The sequence below is a fragment of the Taklimakanibacter deserti genome (genome assembly GCA_003574785.1).
Map to the genome: position 1 here is coordinate 185315 of QORU01000003.1, position 14841 is coordinate 200155.

17 protein-coding genes are annotated in these 14841 nt (G+C 63.8%); 5 read left to right on the forward strand and 12 right to left on the reverse strand.

All coding sequences use genetic code 11. The features are described from left to right. Window positions 1–8: 8 nt before the first annotated feature. The gene (locus tag DS839_RS06965) at window positions 9–1328 is read left to right on the forward strand and encodes an anti-sigma factor antagonist (protein ID WP_119269578.1); all 1320 of its coding nucleotides are present in this window, start codon (window positions 9–11) and stop codon (window positions 1326–1328) included. 28 nt (window positions 1329–1356) lie between these two features. Here the strand turns inward: DS839_RS06965 and DS839_RS06970 are convergent, their stop codons facing one another. Then, window positions 1357–1677: a hypothetical protein gene (locus tag DS839_RS06970; RefSeq protein ID WP_119269579.1), complete on the reverse strand. Its 321-nt coding sequence runs from the start codon at window positions 1675–1677 to the stop codon at window positions 1357–1359. A 198-nt stretch (window positions 1678–1875) separates the two neighbouring features. Between DS839_RS06970 and DS839_RS06975 the strand changes: the two genes are divergently transcribed. Further along, a complete protein-coding gene (locus tag DS839_RS06975) occupies window positions 1876–2652 on the forward strand; it encodes a metallophosphoesterase family protein (protein ID WP_119269580.1) in 777 nt (258 codons plus the stop codon). Here the strand turns inward: DS839_RS06975 and DS839_RS06980 are convergent. Further along, a complete protein-coding gene (locus DS839_RS06980) occupies window positions 2642–3124 on the reverse strand; it encodes a Crp/Fnr family transcriptional regulator (protein ID WP_119269581.1) in 483 nt (160 codons plus the stop codon). The two genes, DS839_RS06975 and DS839_RS06980, sit on opposite strands and share 11 nt — an antisense overlap. Before the next feature lie 614 nt (window positions 3125–3738). Between DS839_RS06980 and DS839_RS06985 the strand changes: the two genes are divergently transcribed. After that, window positions 3739–4008 (forward strand): hypothetical protein, encoded by a 270-nt coding sequence (locus tag DS839_RS06985; RefSeq protein ID WP_119269582.1) that lies wholly within the window; start codon window positions 3739–3741, stop codon window positions 4006–4008. A 348-nt stretch (window positions 4009–4356) separates the two neighbouring features. Here DS839_RS06985 and DS839_RS06990 read toward each other — a convergent pair whose 3' ends face one another. Together DS839_RS06990 and DS839_RS06995 are read right to left on the reverse strand one after the other, a co-directional pair. Next, window positions 4357–4590 (reverse strand): hypothetical protein, encoded by a 234-nt coding sequence (locus tag DS839_RS06990; RefSeq protein ID WP_119269583.1) that lies wholly within the window; start codon window positions 4588–4590, stop codon window positions 4357–4359. 53 nt (window positions 4591–4643) lie between these two features. Further along, entirely contained in the window at window positions 4644–4928 is a 285-nt protein-coding gene (locus tag DS839_RS06995; RefSeq protein WP_119269584.1) for a hypothetical protein, read from the reverse strand. Window positions 4929–5211: 283 nt separating this feature from the next. Here DS839_RS06995 and DS839_RS07000 point away from each other — a divergent pair, with 283 nt between their 5' ends. Both DS839_RS07000 and DS839_RS07005 read left to right on the forward strand, forming a co-directional pair. Continuing rightward, on the forward strand, window positions 5212–5934 hold the full coding sequence (locus DS839_RS07000; protein WP_119269910.1) for a response regulator: 723 nt from the start codon (window positions 5212–5214) through the stop codon (window positions 5932–5934). Continuing rightward, window positions 5931–7343: an ATP-binding protein gene (locus tag DS839_RS07005; RefSeq protein WP_119269585.1), complete on the forward strand. Its 1413-nt coding sequence runs from the start codon at window positions 5931–5933 to the stop codon at window positions 7341–7343. The genes DS839_RS07000 and DS839_RS07005 overlap by 4 nt, the downstream gene beginning before the upstream one ends. A 62-nt stretch (window positions 7344–7405) precedes the next feature. Here the strand turns inward: DS839_RS07005 and DS839_RS07010 are convergent, their stop codons facing one another. The 8 genes from DS839_RS07010 to DS839_RS07045 all read right to left on the reverse strand — a co-directional run bounded on the left by DS839_RS07010 (window position 7406) and on the right by DS839_RS07045 (window position 14764). Continuing rightward, complete coding sequence (locus DS839_RS07010; RefSeq protein WP_119269586.1) at window positions 7406–7768, reverse strand: hypothetical protein; 363 nt, start codon at window positions 7766–7768, stop codon at window positions 7406–7408. 103 nt (window positions 7769–7871) lie between these two features. Then, complete coding sequence (locus tag DS839_RS07015; protein ID WP_162918352.1) at window positions 7872–8951, reverse strand: arginase family protein; 1080 nt, start codon at window positions 8949–8951, stop codon at window positions 7872–7874. Between the two features lie 10 nt (window positions 8952–8961). After that, on the reverse strand, window positions 8962–10101 hold the full coding sequence (locus DS839_RS07020) for an aromatic ring-hydroxylating oxygenase subunit alpha (RefSeq protein ID WP_162918353.1): 1140 nt from the start codon (window positions 10099–10101) through the stop codon (window positions 8962–8964). Window positions 10102–10112: 11 nt separating this feature from the next. Further along, the gene (locus DS839_RS07025; RefSeq protein ID WP_119269589.1) at window positions 10113–11138 is read right to left on the reverse strand and encodes a branched-chain amino acid ABC transporter permease; all 1026 of its coding nucleotides are present in this window, start codon (window positions 11136–11138) and stop codon (window positions 10113–10115) included. Beyond that, window positions 11135–12019 carry a branched-chain amino acid ABC transporter permease gene (locus DS839_RS07030; protein ID WP_119269590.1) on the reverse strand — a complete coding sequence of 295 codons (885 nt, stop codon included), beginning with the start codon at window positions 12017–12019 and terminating at the stop codon, window positions 11135–11137. Before DS839_RS07030 ends, DS839_RS07025 begins: the two co-directional genes overlap by 4 nt. Window positions 12020–12024: 5 nt before the next feature. Continuing rightward, a complete protein-coding gene (locus tag DS839_RS07035; protein ID WP_368911296.1) occupies window positions 12025–12708 on the reverse strand; it encodes an ABC transporter ATP-binding protein in 684 nt (227 codons plus the stop codon). A 1-nt stretch (window position 12709) separates the two neighbouring features. Further along, window positions 12710–13435, reverse strand: a complete 726-nt coding sequence (locus tag DS839_RS07040) for an ABC transporter ATP-binding protein (protein WP_162918354.1) — start codon at window positions 13433–13435, stop codon at window positions 12710–12712. A gap of 102 nt (window positions 13436–13537) precedes the next feature. Continuing rightward, window positions 13538–14764 carry an ABC transporter substrate-binding protein gene (locus DS839_RS07045; RefSeq protein WP_119269593.1) on the reverse strand — a complete coding sequence of 409 codons (1227 nt, stop codon included), beginning with the start codon at window positions 14762–14764 and terminating at the stop codon, window positions 13538–13540. Window positions 14765–14841 lie beyond the last annotated feature (77 nt).

Below are 14841 nucleotides of genomic sequence, written 5' to 3' on the forward strand. Positions count from 1 at the left end.
CGAGCGCGATGCCCCGGCACTCGATGATCACGGCCGAGCAGCACGCCAGGGAGCGCTCCATCTTCTGGGCCATCCTGGCCGATTGCGCGATCGTCGCCGCCATGGTGCAGGTCTCGCTCTTCGGCGGCTCCTTCACCATGCTGGCCGAGGCGCTGCGCGCGTCGCTGATGCTGGCCATCGAGATTTTCTCTCTGGTCGTCATGAGACGGATCCATCGCGGCGTCCTGAGCGGTTTCGAGTTCGGGCACGGCAAGCTGGAGCAGGTGGCGAGCCTGTCGATCGCGGCCGGCATGTTCGGCGGCGCCGTCTGGATCGCGATCGGCGTCCTGGAGATCCTCGCCGGAGAAAAGTCGCTGGGCGCGCCGTTCGGGCTTGCGCTTGCGGCGATGCTGGGCGCCGTCAACACCTTGGCCAACATCATCACCTGGGACGCGATGCGCCGCGCCGCACGATCGGGCGGTTCCATCATCATGCGCGCGCAATTGCGCGCGCGGGTCGTCAAGCTCTTCTCCTCGCTGTTCGTCCAGGCGACCATGACGGTTGCCGCGGTCTCGCTGAATGAGGTGATCGTCGCCTGGGCCGACGCCATCGGTTCGGCTTTCGTCGCCGCAATCATGGTCATCAACGCGGTCGAGATGATGCGGTCCGGCCTGCCGGATCTGCTCGACCGCACGGTCGAGGAAGAGATCCAGATCGCCGTCAACCGGGCGCTCGCCCGGCATTTCAGCGACTACGACCATCTCGAGCATGTGCGCTCGCGCCGCGCCGGCGACAAGGTGTTCATCGAGGTCGCGCTCGGAGTCGACGGCAAGCTGGCGCTCGGCGATGCGGACCGCCGCGTCGAGGCCCTGAAGACGACGCTCGCCGAGGAGATCAGCCGCGCCGACGTCTCCGCCCTCGCCGAAATCACCATTCTCTTGTCGGCGGCCCCTCTTGGGAGAACCGTTGCACGCAGCACGGGGAGCGGCGAAGTCACGCTGAGGACGCCCGGCATGCACATGCAGAAGTCAAAGAAAGGCACTGTCCTGGTGGTGGCGGCGCAAGGGCGTCTCGATGCCCGGACCGCAGGCGAATTTCAGGGCCGGTTATCCGCCTCGATCGACGGCGGCGAAACCAGCGTCCTGCTCGACTTTTCCGATCTCACGAACATAAGCAGCGCGGGGCTTCGCAGCCTGCTCGTCGCGGCCAAGCGCCTGCAGGGAGACAACGGCCAGTTCGCCATCTGTGGCCTCAAGGAGAACGTCGCCACGGTCTTCAAGGTCAGCGGATTTGACGCGATCATCAAGATTTTCCCGGACGAGGGTGCGGCGCTGGCAAGCTACGCCTGAGCCGATTCTTCGCAAGCTTTCGATCGGATCAGCGCGGCGGGGGGACGCCAGTACCCAGGATCTGATGCAGCACCTGCAGCACACCGGAGTCGATCAGCCTGTTCTCGACTGCGATCAGGTCCGCCTGCAGCTCGGTGAGCACCGAACGAAGCTTCACTGGATCATGATCCTCCTGGTCCAGGTGCTTTTCGATCTGGCTGAGGCGGCCCTCGAGGCGCTCACGATTGACGCCGGCGGCTACGAGATCGTGGCTGCTCTTGCGCGCCTGCTCGACGACGGAACGGACGTGCTCAGCGCCGATCTGGCCGCCCTTGGTTTTGCTGTCCTTCCGGGTCTTACGAGAGGTCATGGCGCTTAAAGGCTTCCTTTGGAATAATTTCGTTCAATGCCTTTTGAAAGCTTTCGAGCTTCAGCCGCGGGTCATTTCTGAACAGATGATATCAGATTGAGCCTGCTACGTCGAACCGTTTGACGGACAAGCAATTTGCCGCGCTGGACATGATCCCGTTTTCGTCTAGGGTCCATCCAGCACTGCGGTGGACTCCACATGAGATGTCTCGTCGTCGCCGATCTGCACTATTCGCTGCCGCAATTCGACTGGGTGGTGAACGAGGCCGATCGCTTCGATCTGGTGATCCTGGCGGGCGATCATCTCGACCTCAGCTCGCTGGTGCAAGGCTGGGCGCAAACCGTCGTCATTCGGAAATACATGGAGCTGCTGTGCCAAAAGACGCATATCCTCATCTGCTCCGGCAATCATGATCTCGATTCGCGCGATACATCGGGCGAAAAGATCGCCAAATGGGTCGCGGATTGCCGGCACAGTAGAGTTTCGTCCGACGGCGACACAATCGAGATCGAGGATACCCTTATCTCCGTATGCCCCTGGTGGGACGGCCCCATGGTGCGTGAGCGCGTCGAAGCCCAACTCGCAGCCGACGCGCGCAAGCGCACCGGACGGTGGATCTGGGTGCATCATGCGCCGCCCGACCGTTCGCCGATCAGTTGGACCGGCAGCCGCGATTCGGGCGACTCGGTCTTGAGCGGGTGGATCGCCCGCTATCAGCCGGATATCGTGCTGTCGGGCCATGTCCATCAATCGCCTTTCGTCAAAGGCGGCTCATGGGTCGACCGTATCGGTCCGACATGGGTGTTCAATACCGGTTGCCATTCGGGCGCGCCGCCGGCGCATATCATGTTCGACACCGAGCTTCAGGAGGCGGTCTGGATGTCGTCCGCCGGCATTCAATCCTTCCGCCTCGACGAGCCGCTGGCGCTGCCCCTGCCGCGCCTCACGCGGCCGCCAGCCTGGGTCATGATTTAGAGTCTTGCCGTTCCGATCCGGGGAGGAACTCGCCGGGCTGCTGGTGGACGAGGCTCGCCAGCACTTCGCTGACCATTGCGAGATGCGTGCCGTGGCCGGCATATTGGCGCTTCAGATCGACAAGGTAAGTCGTGGCCGAATAAAGTCGCTGGGCCAGCAAGCGCGCGACGAGCAATGCTGTCTCGGGATCCGACCTCAGGAATTCCGCGCCATCGATGAACTCATAGAGGACCGCCGGCGTGACGGCCCGCACCGTCGCGGTGTGCGCCGAATCGAGCAGCAGCGACATTTCACCGAAGATCGATCCCCGCTCGCTGACGACGGCGACCTGCGTCTCCCCGCGCGCGACCTCGAGCGTCCCTTCATCGAGAATATAGATGCGGCCCGATTTCGTCCCCTCGCTCAGCAATACCGTGCCGGCCGCAACCGCGATTTTCTTGCTCTCTTCGTAGGGAGGAAGCCCTCTTTTCACGAATGAACGTCTCCCGCCTGTCGCCTTGCAATCCTATCGAGAAGGCAGACGGCGAGCGAGGCCGAAAACCGGGCGTTCTGCGGCCATTCGTGCTCAAATTTTCGGCAGCCCGGCTATGTCTGGTCCTGCCGCCAGGATCCATCCCAACTGTCGCCCAGGGGTATCGCCATCAGGCCGTCGATGCGCTTCATGAAGATCTGCGAGGGAGCATCTTCGTGGCGGCCCGGAGCGGCCCGGAGGATCACAGGCGCTGCGTGACATGTCCGTCATGGCGCGGGACTTCATGTCGGGGCTGCCTTGGGACGTATTCACGGATAGATGGGCATAGTTTGGACCCTGGCCCGGGCCAAGCGAAAGCAACGAATTAAGACATGCTGGGTTGTCGCAAACCTGGACGCACAAGTCATTGGAATTCCGTCATCTTTTTATTCTGTTTGTGGAAGAACACAGCGCGGGCTAGAGTTTCCCTTGGGAGAACCAAAAATATCCAGACTTAAATAATGAGCGAATTTGGGCATCAGCCTGCCCATCTCTCGCTTGACCTCTCGCGAGAGGGGATCGGGTCGATTGCGTGATTGGGAAGTCCATTGAACTGCTTGCGAAGGAGCGACGACATGAAGACCATCTTGTGTTTTTTGTGCCTTGCCTGCCTGACGACCGCGGCCTATGCGGACCAGAAAGCCGCCGATGCGTGCGCCGCTTCACTTCCGCCTGCCGCCAAGCAGATCTACGCATCCACTCTTGCGAGCAACCCGACGCCCTCCACGGGCCGCAGCATCGTTGTCTCCATAGTCGAAAAGATGATCGCCGAAGGCAAGCTGACGATGGCCGAGGGTGAGGCTGCCGGCCACGCGGCGGGGAACTGTCTGGAACAGCTGAAGTAGCCGGAGACGGCGTGACGGCGATATTGAGCCGTCTTGCCTACTGCGCCGGCTCCGCCGGCGCGCCTTCATCCGGCACATCGTCCTCGCCGACGGTCGCACCACCCGGCACGCATTGCAGCGTCCAGTTCGCCGGAGGCTTCGTTGCTTCTTATTCCTTGACGGCCGCGAGGCATTGCTCGCGGCCATCGAACGGGCTCGGCAGGACGGCGAGCCCGCCTTGCGGGCCAGCAACGACGATATACCAGAGCAATGCGGCAGCGGCTGTCATGGCGGCCTCGCAACAGTAAAAAATTCGGCAAGAAAAAATGCGGGGTGAGCCCGTTGCCGGGCTCACCCCGGTCCGCCGCTTCAGGTCGCCGGCGTCGCCGGCATTTTCTTCTTCTTCGAAGCGTGCTTCACCGGCTTCTTGCTGTGATGCTGGACGATCTTCTTCTTTTTCTTCGTGGTGTCCTGCTGGACGACGTTGGTTTTCGTGGCCGTCGCGGCGGTGGTCGCCGCATGGGCGGGCGCCACCTGGAGCGCTGCGCCCGAGATCATGAGAGCCGAGGCGAGGCCAAGAGCGGCAAGAGAGAGTCTATTCATCGCATTATCCTTTCCAGTCGTTGGGAAAGACCGAGGCAGCGCCGCGGCCTTCGTCATTCAGGGTCGATGGGCTGGACCCCGAGCAGCTGGAGCGCCTTCACATAGGCCCTGAGACCTTGCGCCGGCTTACCGCCGGCACAGAGCTTCCTGGCTTTCGCTCCGATGGTCGCGGCGTTGGCAGAACGGCCGGATCCGGCATGCGCCTTGATCTCGGCGTTGAGCTGGTCCTGCAGGATGCTGCAGCGTTGAGACCTGGTCGTCTCACTCGTCGCCGCATCGCCGAGGCCGGGCGGCATGAGGAGGCCGCCTGCCAGCACCGCGAGACAGATGAAACGCAAGCTCCGTCGCCTCGATATATGGATCACTTGGGACATTGAAGGTGTCGGCGCTTGCGTGTCATTGTCGAGCCCATCAGTAATGCCCCTGCGTTTCCGCAATTTTTCCGCCGGACCCTGTCTTTGTAACGGCATGTTTCCCGTCTCCCGGCTACGGAAACAATCGCCCCGCCGGCATCTCCATAAGCTTGCCGAGCGTTAACTGGAACGCGATCTCTCCCTGTGATATGGCCCGACGCATGAGCGCTTCGGCGCATTACGGATCTGTAATGGAGCATCCTTGACGGTGAAGCAGGCCGGCCATCTTCTCGTCGTCGATGACGATCGCGAAATCTGCGATCTCATCCGGCATTTCTTCGAACGCCACGGCTATCGCGTGGGTGTAGCGCATGACGAAGCCCAGATGCAGAGCGAATTGCGCCGGCACGATTTCGATCTCGTGGTCCTCGACGTGATGTTGCCAGGCCGCAACGGCCTCGATCTCTGCCGCGACATCCGCGGCCGTTCGCAAGTGCCGATCATCATGGTGACCGCCATCAACGAGACGGCGGACCGCATCGTCGGGCTCGAAATGGGTGCCGACGACTATATCGCCAAGCCCTTCGAGCCGCGCGAGCTCCTGGCCCGGGTGCGCGCGGTCATCCGCCGCTTCACAGCGACGGCGGCCGCCGAGCCCGACGGCCGGCCGAGCCAGGTGCTGCGCTTCGACGACTGGACCATCGACCTGGCGCAGCGCCGCCTGTGGAGCGCCGACAATGTCGTCATCACGCTGACGATGGCGGAGTTCGACCTGCTCGGCGTGTTCGTCACCCATCCGCGCCGCACCTTGAGCCGCGACCAGCTTCTCGACTTCACCCAAGGCCATGCGGCGCAGTCCTTCGACCGCAGCATCGACATATTGGTCAGCCGGCTGCGGCGGAAGCTCGCCGGCGGCGCCAAGGCGGTGAACCCGATCGTCACGGTGCGGGGCGGCGGCTACATGCTCTCCTCGGAGGTCCGGCCGCAATGAAGCGGCTCTTCCCGCAATCGCTGCCCGCCTGGATCCTTCTGATCCTGGTGGCGGGCCTCATCGCCACGCAAGCTTTGACCCTCGTGATCGCCGCACACGGCGTCTCCAATGCCGGCCGCTCCTTCGAGCTCTTCCGGCTCGGCGAGCGCACCGTCGCTCTGGCGAAGGCCTTCCACGCGGCATCGCCCGATCTGCGCCAGACGCTGCTCACCGAGATGGCCAATCCCTCGCTCACTCTGGCGATGTCGGGCCAGCCCGCGGTCGCGACCGCGCTGCCGAGCGATGACGAGCTGGCCGAGCTTGAGGACATACTGGTCGCCAAGCTCGCCAAGAACGGGGTCACCGACATCAGGGTGCGCGAGGACGGGCCCTCGCGCGCGAACCGCCCGCCCTCGAACCATGCGGCGGCACCCATCGACCAGCCGGGCGATGTCGAGGAGCTTCTGCTGCAGGCCGCCTCGACCCTCGGCAAGAGCGGCCGCTTCACCGTCGCCATCCAGTTCAGCGACGGGCAGTGGCTCAATTTCGCAACGCCGGTGACGCCCGATCCGCCGGTCCTGACGCAGGAAAGCATGCCGCTCTATGGCGGTGCGGCGATCGCCATCATCCTCCTGTCGCTGTGGACGATCCGGCAGCTCACGGCGCCCTATGGCGCCTTCGAGCGGGCGGTGAGCGCGCTCGGCGACGACCTCAACCGGCCGCCGCTGCCCGAGACCGGCAGCGGCGAGGTGAAGGCCGCGGTCAAGGCGGTCAATGCGATGCAGGCCAAGCTCCAGGACTATGTGGCCGAGCGCGAGCATCTGGCCGCAGCACTGGCGCATGACCTGCGCACGCCGATCACGCGGCTGCGCCTGCGCTTCGAGCTTCTAAAGAAGAAGAGCGGGACGCCGGCGCTCCTCGCCGACCTGCAGGAGATCGAGAAGATCATCCAGTCGGTCGTCGACTTCGCCAGCCACGAGGTGAAGAAAGAGCCCGATGCCAAGATCGACCTTGTCTCGCTGGTGGAGGCGGTGTGCGATGATTATCCCGACGTCCGCCTCGACCAAAAGGCGACGCCGCCGCGCATCTTGTGCAGCGGGCGGCCGATCGCGCTCAAAAGATGTCTCACCAATCTCATCGACAATGCGGTGAAATATGGAAAGAGAGCGAGCGTCTCGATCGAGGAGGCGGCGCAGAACATCAATGTGGTCATCGAGGACGAAGGGCAGGGGCTCGCCCAAAGCGACATCGAGCAGGTGTTCAAGCCGTTCAAGCGCCTCGAAGGCTCGCGCAACCGCGAGACGGGCGGCATCGGTCTCGGCCTCGCCATCGCCCGCGGCATCGCCCGGGCGCATCTCGGCGACATCAGCATGTATCGGCGCGAAGAGAGCGGCATGCGGGTGGTGCTGTCGCTGCCCAAGGTGGCGTGAGCCTCGCGGCCTCATGGCTCAAAGCATCGACGCCGCCGCAGATGCGCCAGCGCCGTCCACGCTCAATAATAGCCCGGTAGCGGTCTCGCGCTGATGACTCTTCCTGAACGCGCGCTCACCCGGATGATCCAGGGACGGTAGCGCCTGAGGGCCTGATACTTGTAAACCTCGCCGCCGCAGCGCAGCACCTTGACGCGATTGAAACCATGGGCGCGAACGACCTGTCTTGCCTCGGCGCAGGAAATATACTCGTAGTCATAGTAGTAGGGATAACCCGGATAGACGCGATAGTCGGGATAATAGTGCACCGGGTAAGCGGCCGCTCCGCCGGTGACATCGAGATCGGCTCCGGCCTGGCCGATGTTAGGGTTAATGACGAGAGCGGCAAGCAGGGCCATACCACCGGCACTCAGACGCTTGAACATTGCTAGCACTCCACTCAGAGCACCCAGCTTTCTGCGGGGCCCTCGACAGTAGCACGCTCATGCTTGCTCTGTACACGTATCGTTCAGCTGGATCAAATGGCGGTCAGCGCGGTTTGTCCCAGTGCGTCTTCCGCCGCCGGCCGTAACGGCGGACATGCGCCTCGGCCAATAGGCAGACCGTTTCGAAGCCGAGCGCCGCGCCGATATTGGCGGAAATGCCGTTCGGATCATAGGGCGGGCAGAGCTCGACCAGGTCGGCGCCGACGATGTCCATGCCGTGCATGCCGCGGATGATCTGGACGATCTCGCGCGTCGTGAAGCCGAAGGGCTCGGGGAGCTCGGTGCCAGGCAAGTAGGTCGCATCGATGCCGTCCGTGTCGAGGGTGAAATAGAAAGGCCCATCGCCAATGACGCGGCGGATCTCCTGGATCACGCCCTTGACCCCCAGCTCATAGACCTCGTGCATGGGGATGAGGCGCATGCCCGCCTCGCGCGAAAAATCCCAATAGGGGCTGAGGGAGCCCCGCATGCCGATCTGGATCGTCCGCTCGGGATCGATGGCCTCGTCCAGCACCGCATTGAGGAAGACGCTGCAGTCGTTGAGCCGATTGCCCTGGAAGCTGCCGCGGGCGGTGTCGGCATGGGCGTCGATCTGCACCAGGCCGATCGGCTCGCCGGCGGCGAGGCCGGAAAGGATCGGATGGGTCATCGTATGCACGCCGCCCACGGCATAAGGCGTGATGCCGCGGCGGCGGAATTCCGCGAAAGTCTTACGGATCGTCGCGACGCAGGCATCGACATCATGCGGGCTGTCGAAGCCGATATCGCCGACATCGGCCATGCTCAGGAGCTCGAAGGGAATGGTCCGCCACACGTCATGCACCGGCCCCCTGACCTTCGACCATTCGCGGAACGAACGCGGCCCGAGCCGCGTGCCGCCACGCACCGGCGCGCTCGCCTCGAAAGGAATGCCGATGCAGGCCAAGTCCACTTCGGCAAGGTCGGAGCGCCGCGGCGCATTGAAGAAGCTCATCTCGCCGGCAAAGACATCGGCGAAGACCGGCGCCTTCTCCGTCTCCATGCGCTTGAGGAAGGCATCGATCCGGGGATCGCTGCTCTGCAGGAACTCGCCCTTGGCCAAGGCCTGCAAGCGTTCGCGTTTCTCCTTCGAAAAACCTTTCATCATCACTCCTCTAGCGTCTGGCTTTGGCTTTGCCGGCAAGCGTCGGCTCGTTCCGGCCCAGCATGCGGTCGAGATACTGGCGGAACTCGTCGACATAGATCTCGAGCGTGCCATGCAGGAAGCCGGGCTCGGCCGCGCCGAAGCGCACGCCCTGCTGAACCGCCGCCACCACCTGCTTGTCCTCGATGGTCGCGGTATGGATCACCTCGCGGATCTTCTCGGCAAAAGCGGCAGGGTCCTTCATCTTGGTCATGGCATGCGGCGTGAAGGAGAGGCCCCAGCGGCCGTTGGTGCGGTCGACGGCCTGCGGCTCGAGCATCATCCACCACACGAAATTGGCGTCGATGGCGATAAGGGCGTTAGGATAGATGCCGATGACGAGGAGCCGCCGGCGCTCGTCCTCATCGAGCGCGTCATTATGCACTTCGGGCAGGTCCTCGGGCCGGTAGGGATTGTAGTGGACCGAGAATTGTTGGTGGCTGCGGGGCCCGAGCTCCGCCAGGCGGGTCGGATTGGTCGGCCCGATCGATTGCTTGTGCGAATAGGTCACGTGGTAGCACTCGATGAAATTCTCATAGACCAGCTTCCAGTTGCCGGCCCAGATCTCTTCGTCGAAGACGTAGCGGTCGTCATAGGAAGAGAGATCGTAACGCGCCAGATGCTGGGCCAGTGGCGCGAGCTTGCTCGCGATGGAGGGAAGGTCGCGGCGCAAGGAAACGAAGATGAAGCCGAGCCAGACCTCGCAGGCGAGCTCTTCGAGGCCCATCTCGGATTTGCAGGCATTGCCGAAGCCCTTCGGATCGGTGATGCCGATCAATTGCCCGGTGATCTCGTAGGTCCAGGCGTGGTAGGGGCAGACGATGCGGCGCGCCTTGCCGCGCCCGTCGAGCAATCTGGCATAGCGGTGCAGGCAGTAATTGGCGAAGGCCCGGATCGACCCGTCCTTCTGGCGGATGCAGACGATGGGACGCTGGCCGAGGGCGGCGGTCAGATAATTGCCGGGCTCGGGGATGCTGTTCTGGCGGCCGACCATCACCCAGTCCTTGTCGAAGACCTGGGCCAGCTCCTGCTCGAAGGTCAGGGCATCGGTATATTCGCGCTGCCTGGCGCCGCGCAGTGTGGGGATATTCTCATTCGCTTGCGGCTTCATCACGCCTCCATTCATTCGCCTGTGTTTCTGGTCTTGCGCTTGCCGCCTGGGCCGAGCAGCCGGTCCTTCAGCGAGGCGAGCCCCTGCGGCAGCAACAGCAGCGTCAGCACGACAAGCATGCCGAGGATCAGCAGCCGGTAGGTCCCGGCATCGCGCAGAAGCTCATTGAGGATGGTCACCACGAAGGCGCCGAGGACGGCGCCCGGGAAACGCCCGATGCCGCCTATGGCCAGCATCACGATGGCGAGCAGGATGAACTCGTTCCCTAAGATCTTCGGCGTCACGACCGAGGTGTAATGGGCATAGAGGGCGCCGGCGAAGCCGGTGATCAGCGCCGACAGAGTGAAGGCGAGCAGCCGGTATTTGAACTCGTTGATCCCGAGCGAGCGCGCGAAATTGGCGGAGTCGCGCAAAGCGACGAAAGCGCGCCCGGTGCGGCTGCGCAGCACGATGAAATAGATGACATAAACGCTGACCGCGGCGGTGGCGAGGGCGAGATAGTACCAGCCGATCTTGTTCATCGGTCCAAGCGTGACGCCGAAAATCTTGATCGGCGGCACGCCCAGGAGACCCATGGTGCCGCCCGTGCCCCAGCCCTTGGCGAGCTGGATCAAAGGCGGCATGGCGAGATGCACCGAGAAGGTGAAGAGCGCCACATATTCGCCCTGGAGCCTGAGGCAAGGAAGGGCGATCGCCAGACCCAGCAAGGCCGTGATGGCGGTCGCGGCCGTGATGGCGGCGAGCGGCGGCACGCCGAGCTTCAAGGTGAGCATCGCGGTCGCATAGGCGCCGGCGGCGAAGAGCGCGATCTGCGCATAGTTGAATATGCCGGCATAGCCCAGTGTCAGGTCCCAGGCGGCGGCGACCATGCACCACAGGAAGCACAGGATCAGGACATGCTGGACATAGCTGTCGGTGATCAGCATGCCGGCGACGGCAAGAGCCGCCGCCACCGCCCAGTAGAGAAGGTCGCCGCCGCGGGCCGGAGACCTGGTCGCACCACTCGGCGATGTCATGGTGGCATGGGTCTCCGTCATCCGGCGGCCTCGGTCTGGCCCCGGCCCAGAAGGCCCTGCGGGCGGATCATCAGTACAAGGAGCAATGTCACCAGCCAGACCGGCATGGTCCAGCTGGCGCCCAGTTTGTAGACGACGGCCGCCTCGACCAGCCCTAAGAAGAAGGCGGCGACAACGGCACCCCTGGTGCTGCCGAGCCCGCCCAGGACGACGATCACGAAGGCTTTCAGGAACGGCTCCCAGCCGCCTTGCGGCGAGATGAGAAAGATGGGCGAGAGCAGGAGGCCGGCGCAGCCGGTCAGCACGACCGAGAGCCCGAAGGTGAAACTGAAGATGCGGTTGACATCGATGCCGACCTGGCGCGCGCCCTGGATATCCTGGGCCACGGCGCGCACCGCCCAGCCGAAGCGGGTGCGGTTGAGGAAGAGCTCGAGGGCCGCGACGATCAGGAGCGCGATGATGAGCACGGCGAGCCTATAGGCCGAGACCGCGACACCGAAGATCGAGACGGTGCCGTCGATGAAGGCCGGCATCGGCTTCGCCACCGCGCCGAAGAGGATGAGATTGGCGTTGTCGAGCACGAAAGCGAGGCCCAAGGTGACCATCATGGCGGTCACCTTCCAGTTCCTACCGCGCCTGAGCGGCCTCAGCATGAAGCGCTCGATCGCGACGCCGATGAAGAAGAGGATCGGGATCAAGAGGAGAACCGCGAGCCACAAAGGCAGACCGAGATAGCCGACGGTCAGGACCCAGGAAATATAAGCCCCGGTCGTGTAGAGACCGCCATAGGCGAAGTTGAGCGTGCGGGCGGTGCCATAGACCAAGGACAGGCCGACGGCGATGATGCTGTAGACCGCCGCCTGGGCGATCCCTCCGAAGAGCACGGCGAAAAACTGCTCCACGGCGCCTAGCCTTTCACATGTGCGGCTGGTTTTGCCGCCGAGGCGAACACCGTTTCGTCCACGATGATCCCTTCCTCCAACCGGTAGACCCGGTCGACGATGCCGTCGATGAGGCCCAGGCTCTGCTCGACGAGCAGGATCGTGGTGCCGGCGCGCTTCAGCGCGGCGATCGTTTCCAGCATGGTGTCGACGAGCTTGGGGGCGAGGCCGAGAGACGGCTCATCGATGGCGAGCAGAAGAGGCGCCGACATGAGGCCGCGGCCCAAGGCCAGCATCTGCGCCTCGCCGCCGCTCAAGGTGCGGGCAAGCTGTGCTTCCCGCTCCGCCAGCCTCGGATAGAGGTCGAAGACGCGCTTGAGTGAGTCCTGCTCCAATTGGCGGCCGCGGTCGAGATAGGCGCCGAGCAGCAGGTTTTCCCTGACCGTCATGTCCGGGAACAGCCGGCGGTCCTCGGCCACATAGACGAGGCCGCGGGCGACGAGATCGGATACGGGCTTGCCCCTGATGCTTTCGCCCGCATAGACGATGTCGCCGGCCGTGACCGGCACCAGGCCGCAGACCGCCTTGAGCAGCGTGCTCTTGCCATGGCCGTTGGCGCCGACGACGCCGACGAGCTCGCCCTTGCCGACCTCGAGGGAGACTCCGTGCAGGATGTGGAGATCGTCATAGAAGACGTCGATGTGCCGCACGCTAAGCAAAATTCCGGGCTCCCAGATAGATGTCGATCACCCGTTGATCGCGGAGCACCGCCTCCGGCCGGTCGAGGCATAGGCTGGATCCGGCATTGAGGATGAGGATGCGATCGGAGAGAGAGGCGAGCGCGCGCACCTTGTGCTCGACCACGACCAGGGTGAGGCCGAGCAAGGCATGGAGGCGGTGGAACAGGCCGACGAAGATGTCGACTTCCTCGGCATTGAGGCCGCTCAGGGGCTCATCGAGGAAGATGAGCTTGGGCTCGGTGGCGAGTGCCGCGGCAAGCATGATGCGCTTGCGGGTGAGGAGATCGGCGCGGCTCGCGGGCAGGTCGCGCTCACCCGCGAGGCCGGTGATCGCCAGGACTTCGCTCACCTTGGCCTTGACCGCGGCGGCGCCTGAATGGCGTGCCGGGCCGAACAGCGCGCCGGTCGCGACATTGTCGGCAACCGACATGGACGAGAAGATCTGCGGGATCTGGAAAGTGCGCGCAATGCCGAGGCCGCAATAGCGGTGCGCCGGCAGGCCCGCCACGGCGCGGCCTTCGAAAGTGATGGAGCCCGCCGATGGCGTCAGCGCGCCGGTACAGACATTGAGAAGCGTGGTCTTGCCCGCGCCGTTAGGACCGGCGATCCCCAAAATCTCGCCGCTCATGATGTCGAAGCTCAGATCGTCGAGCGCCTTCAGCGCGCCGAAGCGCCGGCTCACCTGGTGAAGCGACATGATGGGCGCCGCCGGTTGAGCGACAGCGCCCCCTGAGTGCATTGCATGTGCCTGCATGGCGTTCCTGGTCTCGCCGCCATTTCCTCCGTTGCCGTCTCCGGCCTATTTCGTCCAGTCCGGCAAGGCGAAGTCGCTGGTCTTCTTGGTCCCGATCATCAGTGTCTTCAGGCCCTTGTCATGCACCTGGAAGAGGAAGGCCGGCTGACTGGCATCGCTGGTCGGGATCTTGAAGCGATCGTCGAATTTGAGCGTGCCGGTCAGTCCCTTGTAGCTCATCTCCTTGAGCGCCTTGACGACGGCGGGATGGTCCGAGGCGCTGCCGGCCTTGGCGACCGCCGCCGCCCACATATTGACTTCATCATAGAGCTGGGCGGCGAGGCTCCAGGGCGGCGTCTCATTATAGGCGGCCTGCCATCTCTTGACGAAGGCATCGCCCTCAGGCCCCGGCAATTGCGCCGACAGCGTCATGCCCAGCACGCCTTCGACCTTGCCCTGGACGATGACGTCGCCGAAGGCCGGAACGCTCGCGGCGTAGCCCGCATTCACCAGGGCGCCCTTGACCGGGCTGTCGAAATATTGCTGGAGGAACGTATAGGTCAGCCCGGCGTCGAGCACCTCGATATGGACGAGCGAGGGACTAGCATCGCGGATCTTGCTCAGGATGCCCTGCCATTGCACACTCTCATAAGGCACCTCTTCGTTCACGACGACTTCCCAGCCTTGCGCGACGGCGGCATCGGCCATGGCCTTGGTGAGGCCCGACTCCCATTCATAGGGGCCGTGGACGATGGCGAGCTTCTTGTTCGGGAATTGATGGCCGAGCGCCATGATCTGGTCGAACATCACCTTGCCATAGGCGGACTCGACATCCGAGGCATTGAAGATAGCGGTGCAGCCCATGCTGTTCATCATGTCGACGACGCTGGTGAAGGCGTCATTGTGCATGAAGGGCACGCCTTGCGGGCAGAAGGCCGGGATGTCCGGGCCGAAGCCGCCATAGCCGGTGACGATGAAATCCGCCTTGCCGCGGTCGATCAGGTTGGCGGCGGCGGCCTGCAGCTTGTCGGGCGACAGGTCGCCGATATCGAAGAAGGTGACCTCGACCTGCTGGCCGAGGACGCCGCCCGCCTTGTTCAGGTCCTCCACGGCGAGCTTGATGGCTTTCTCCATGACGCCGCCGTCGCTGGCGAAGGGGCCGGTTTGCGGTATGGGCGCGCCGATCTTGATGGTGTCGGCACGGGCGGCCAGGGACGTTGAACCGACGATGGCCGCGAGCGCAAAAACGGCCAATCCGCGAGCTGCGGTGCGCAGCACTGATGTGAGGCTCATTGAGGCATTCCTTCCCTTATGGCGCTTGGATTCCCGGCTCTGACGGCCGGTTACCAGCTTGGGAAGGCAGTTAATCA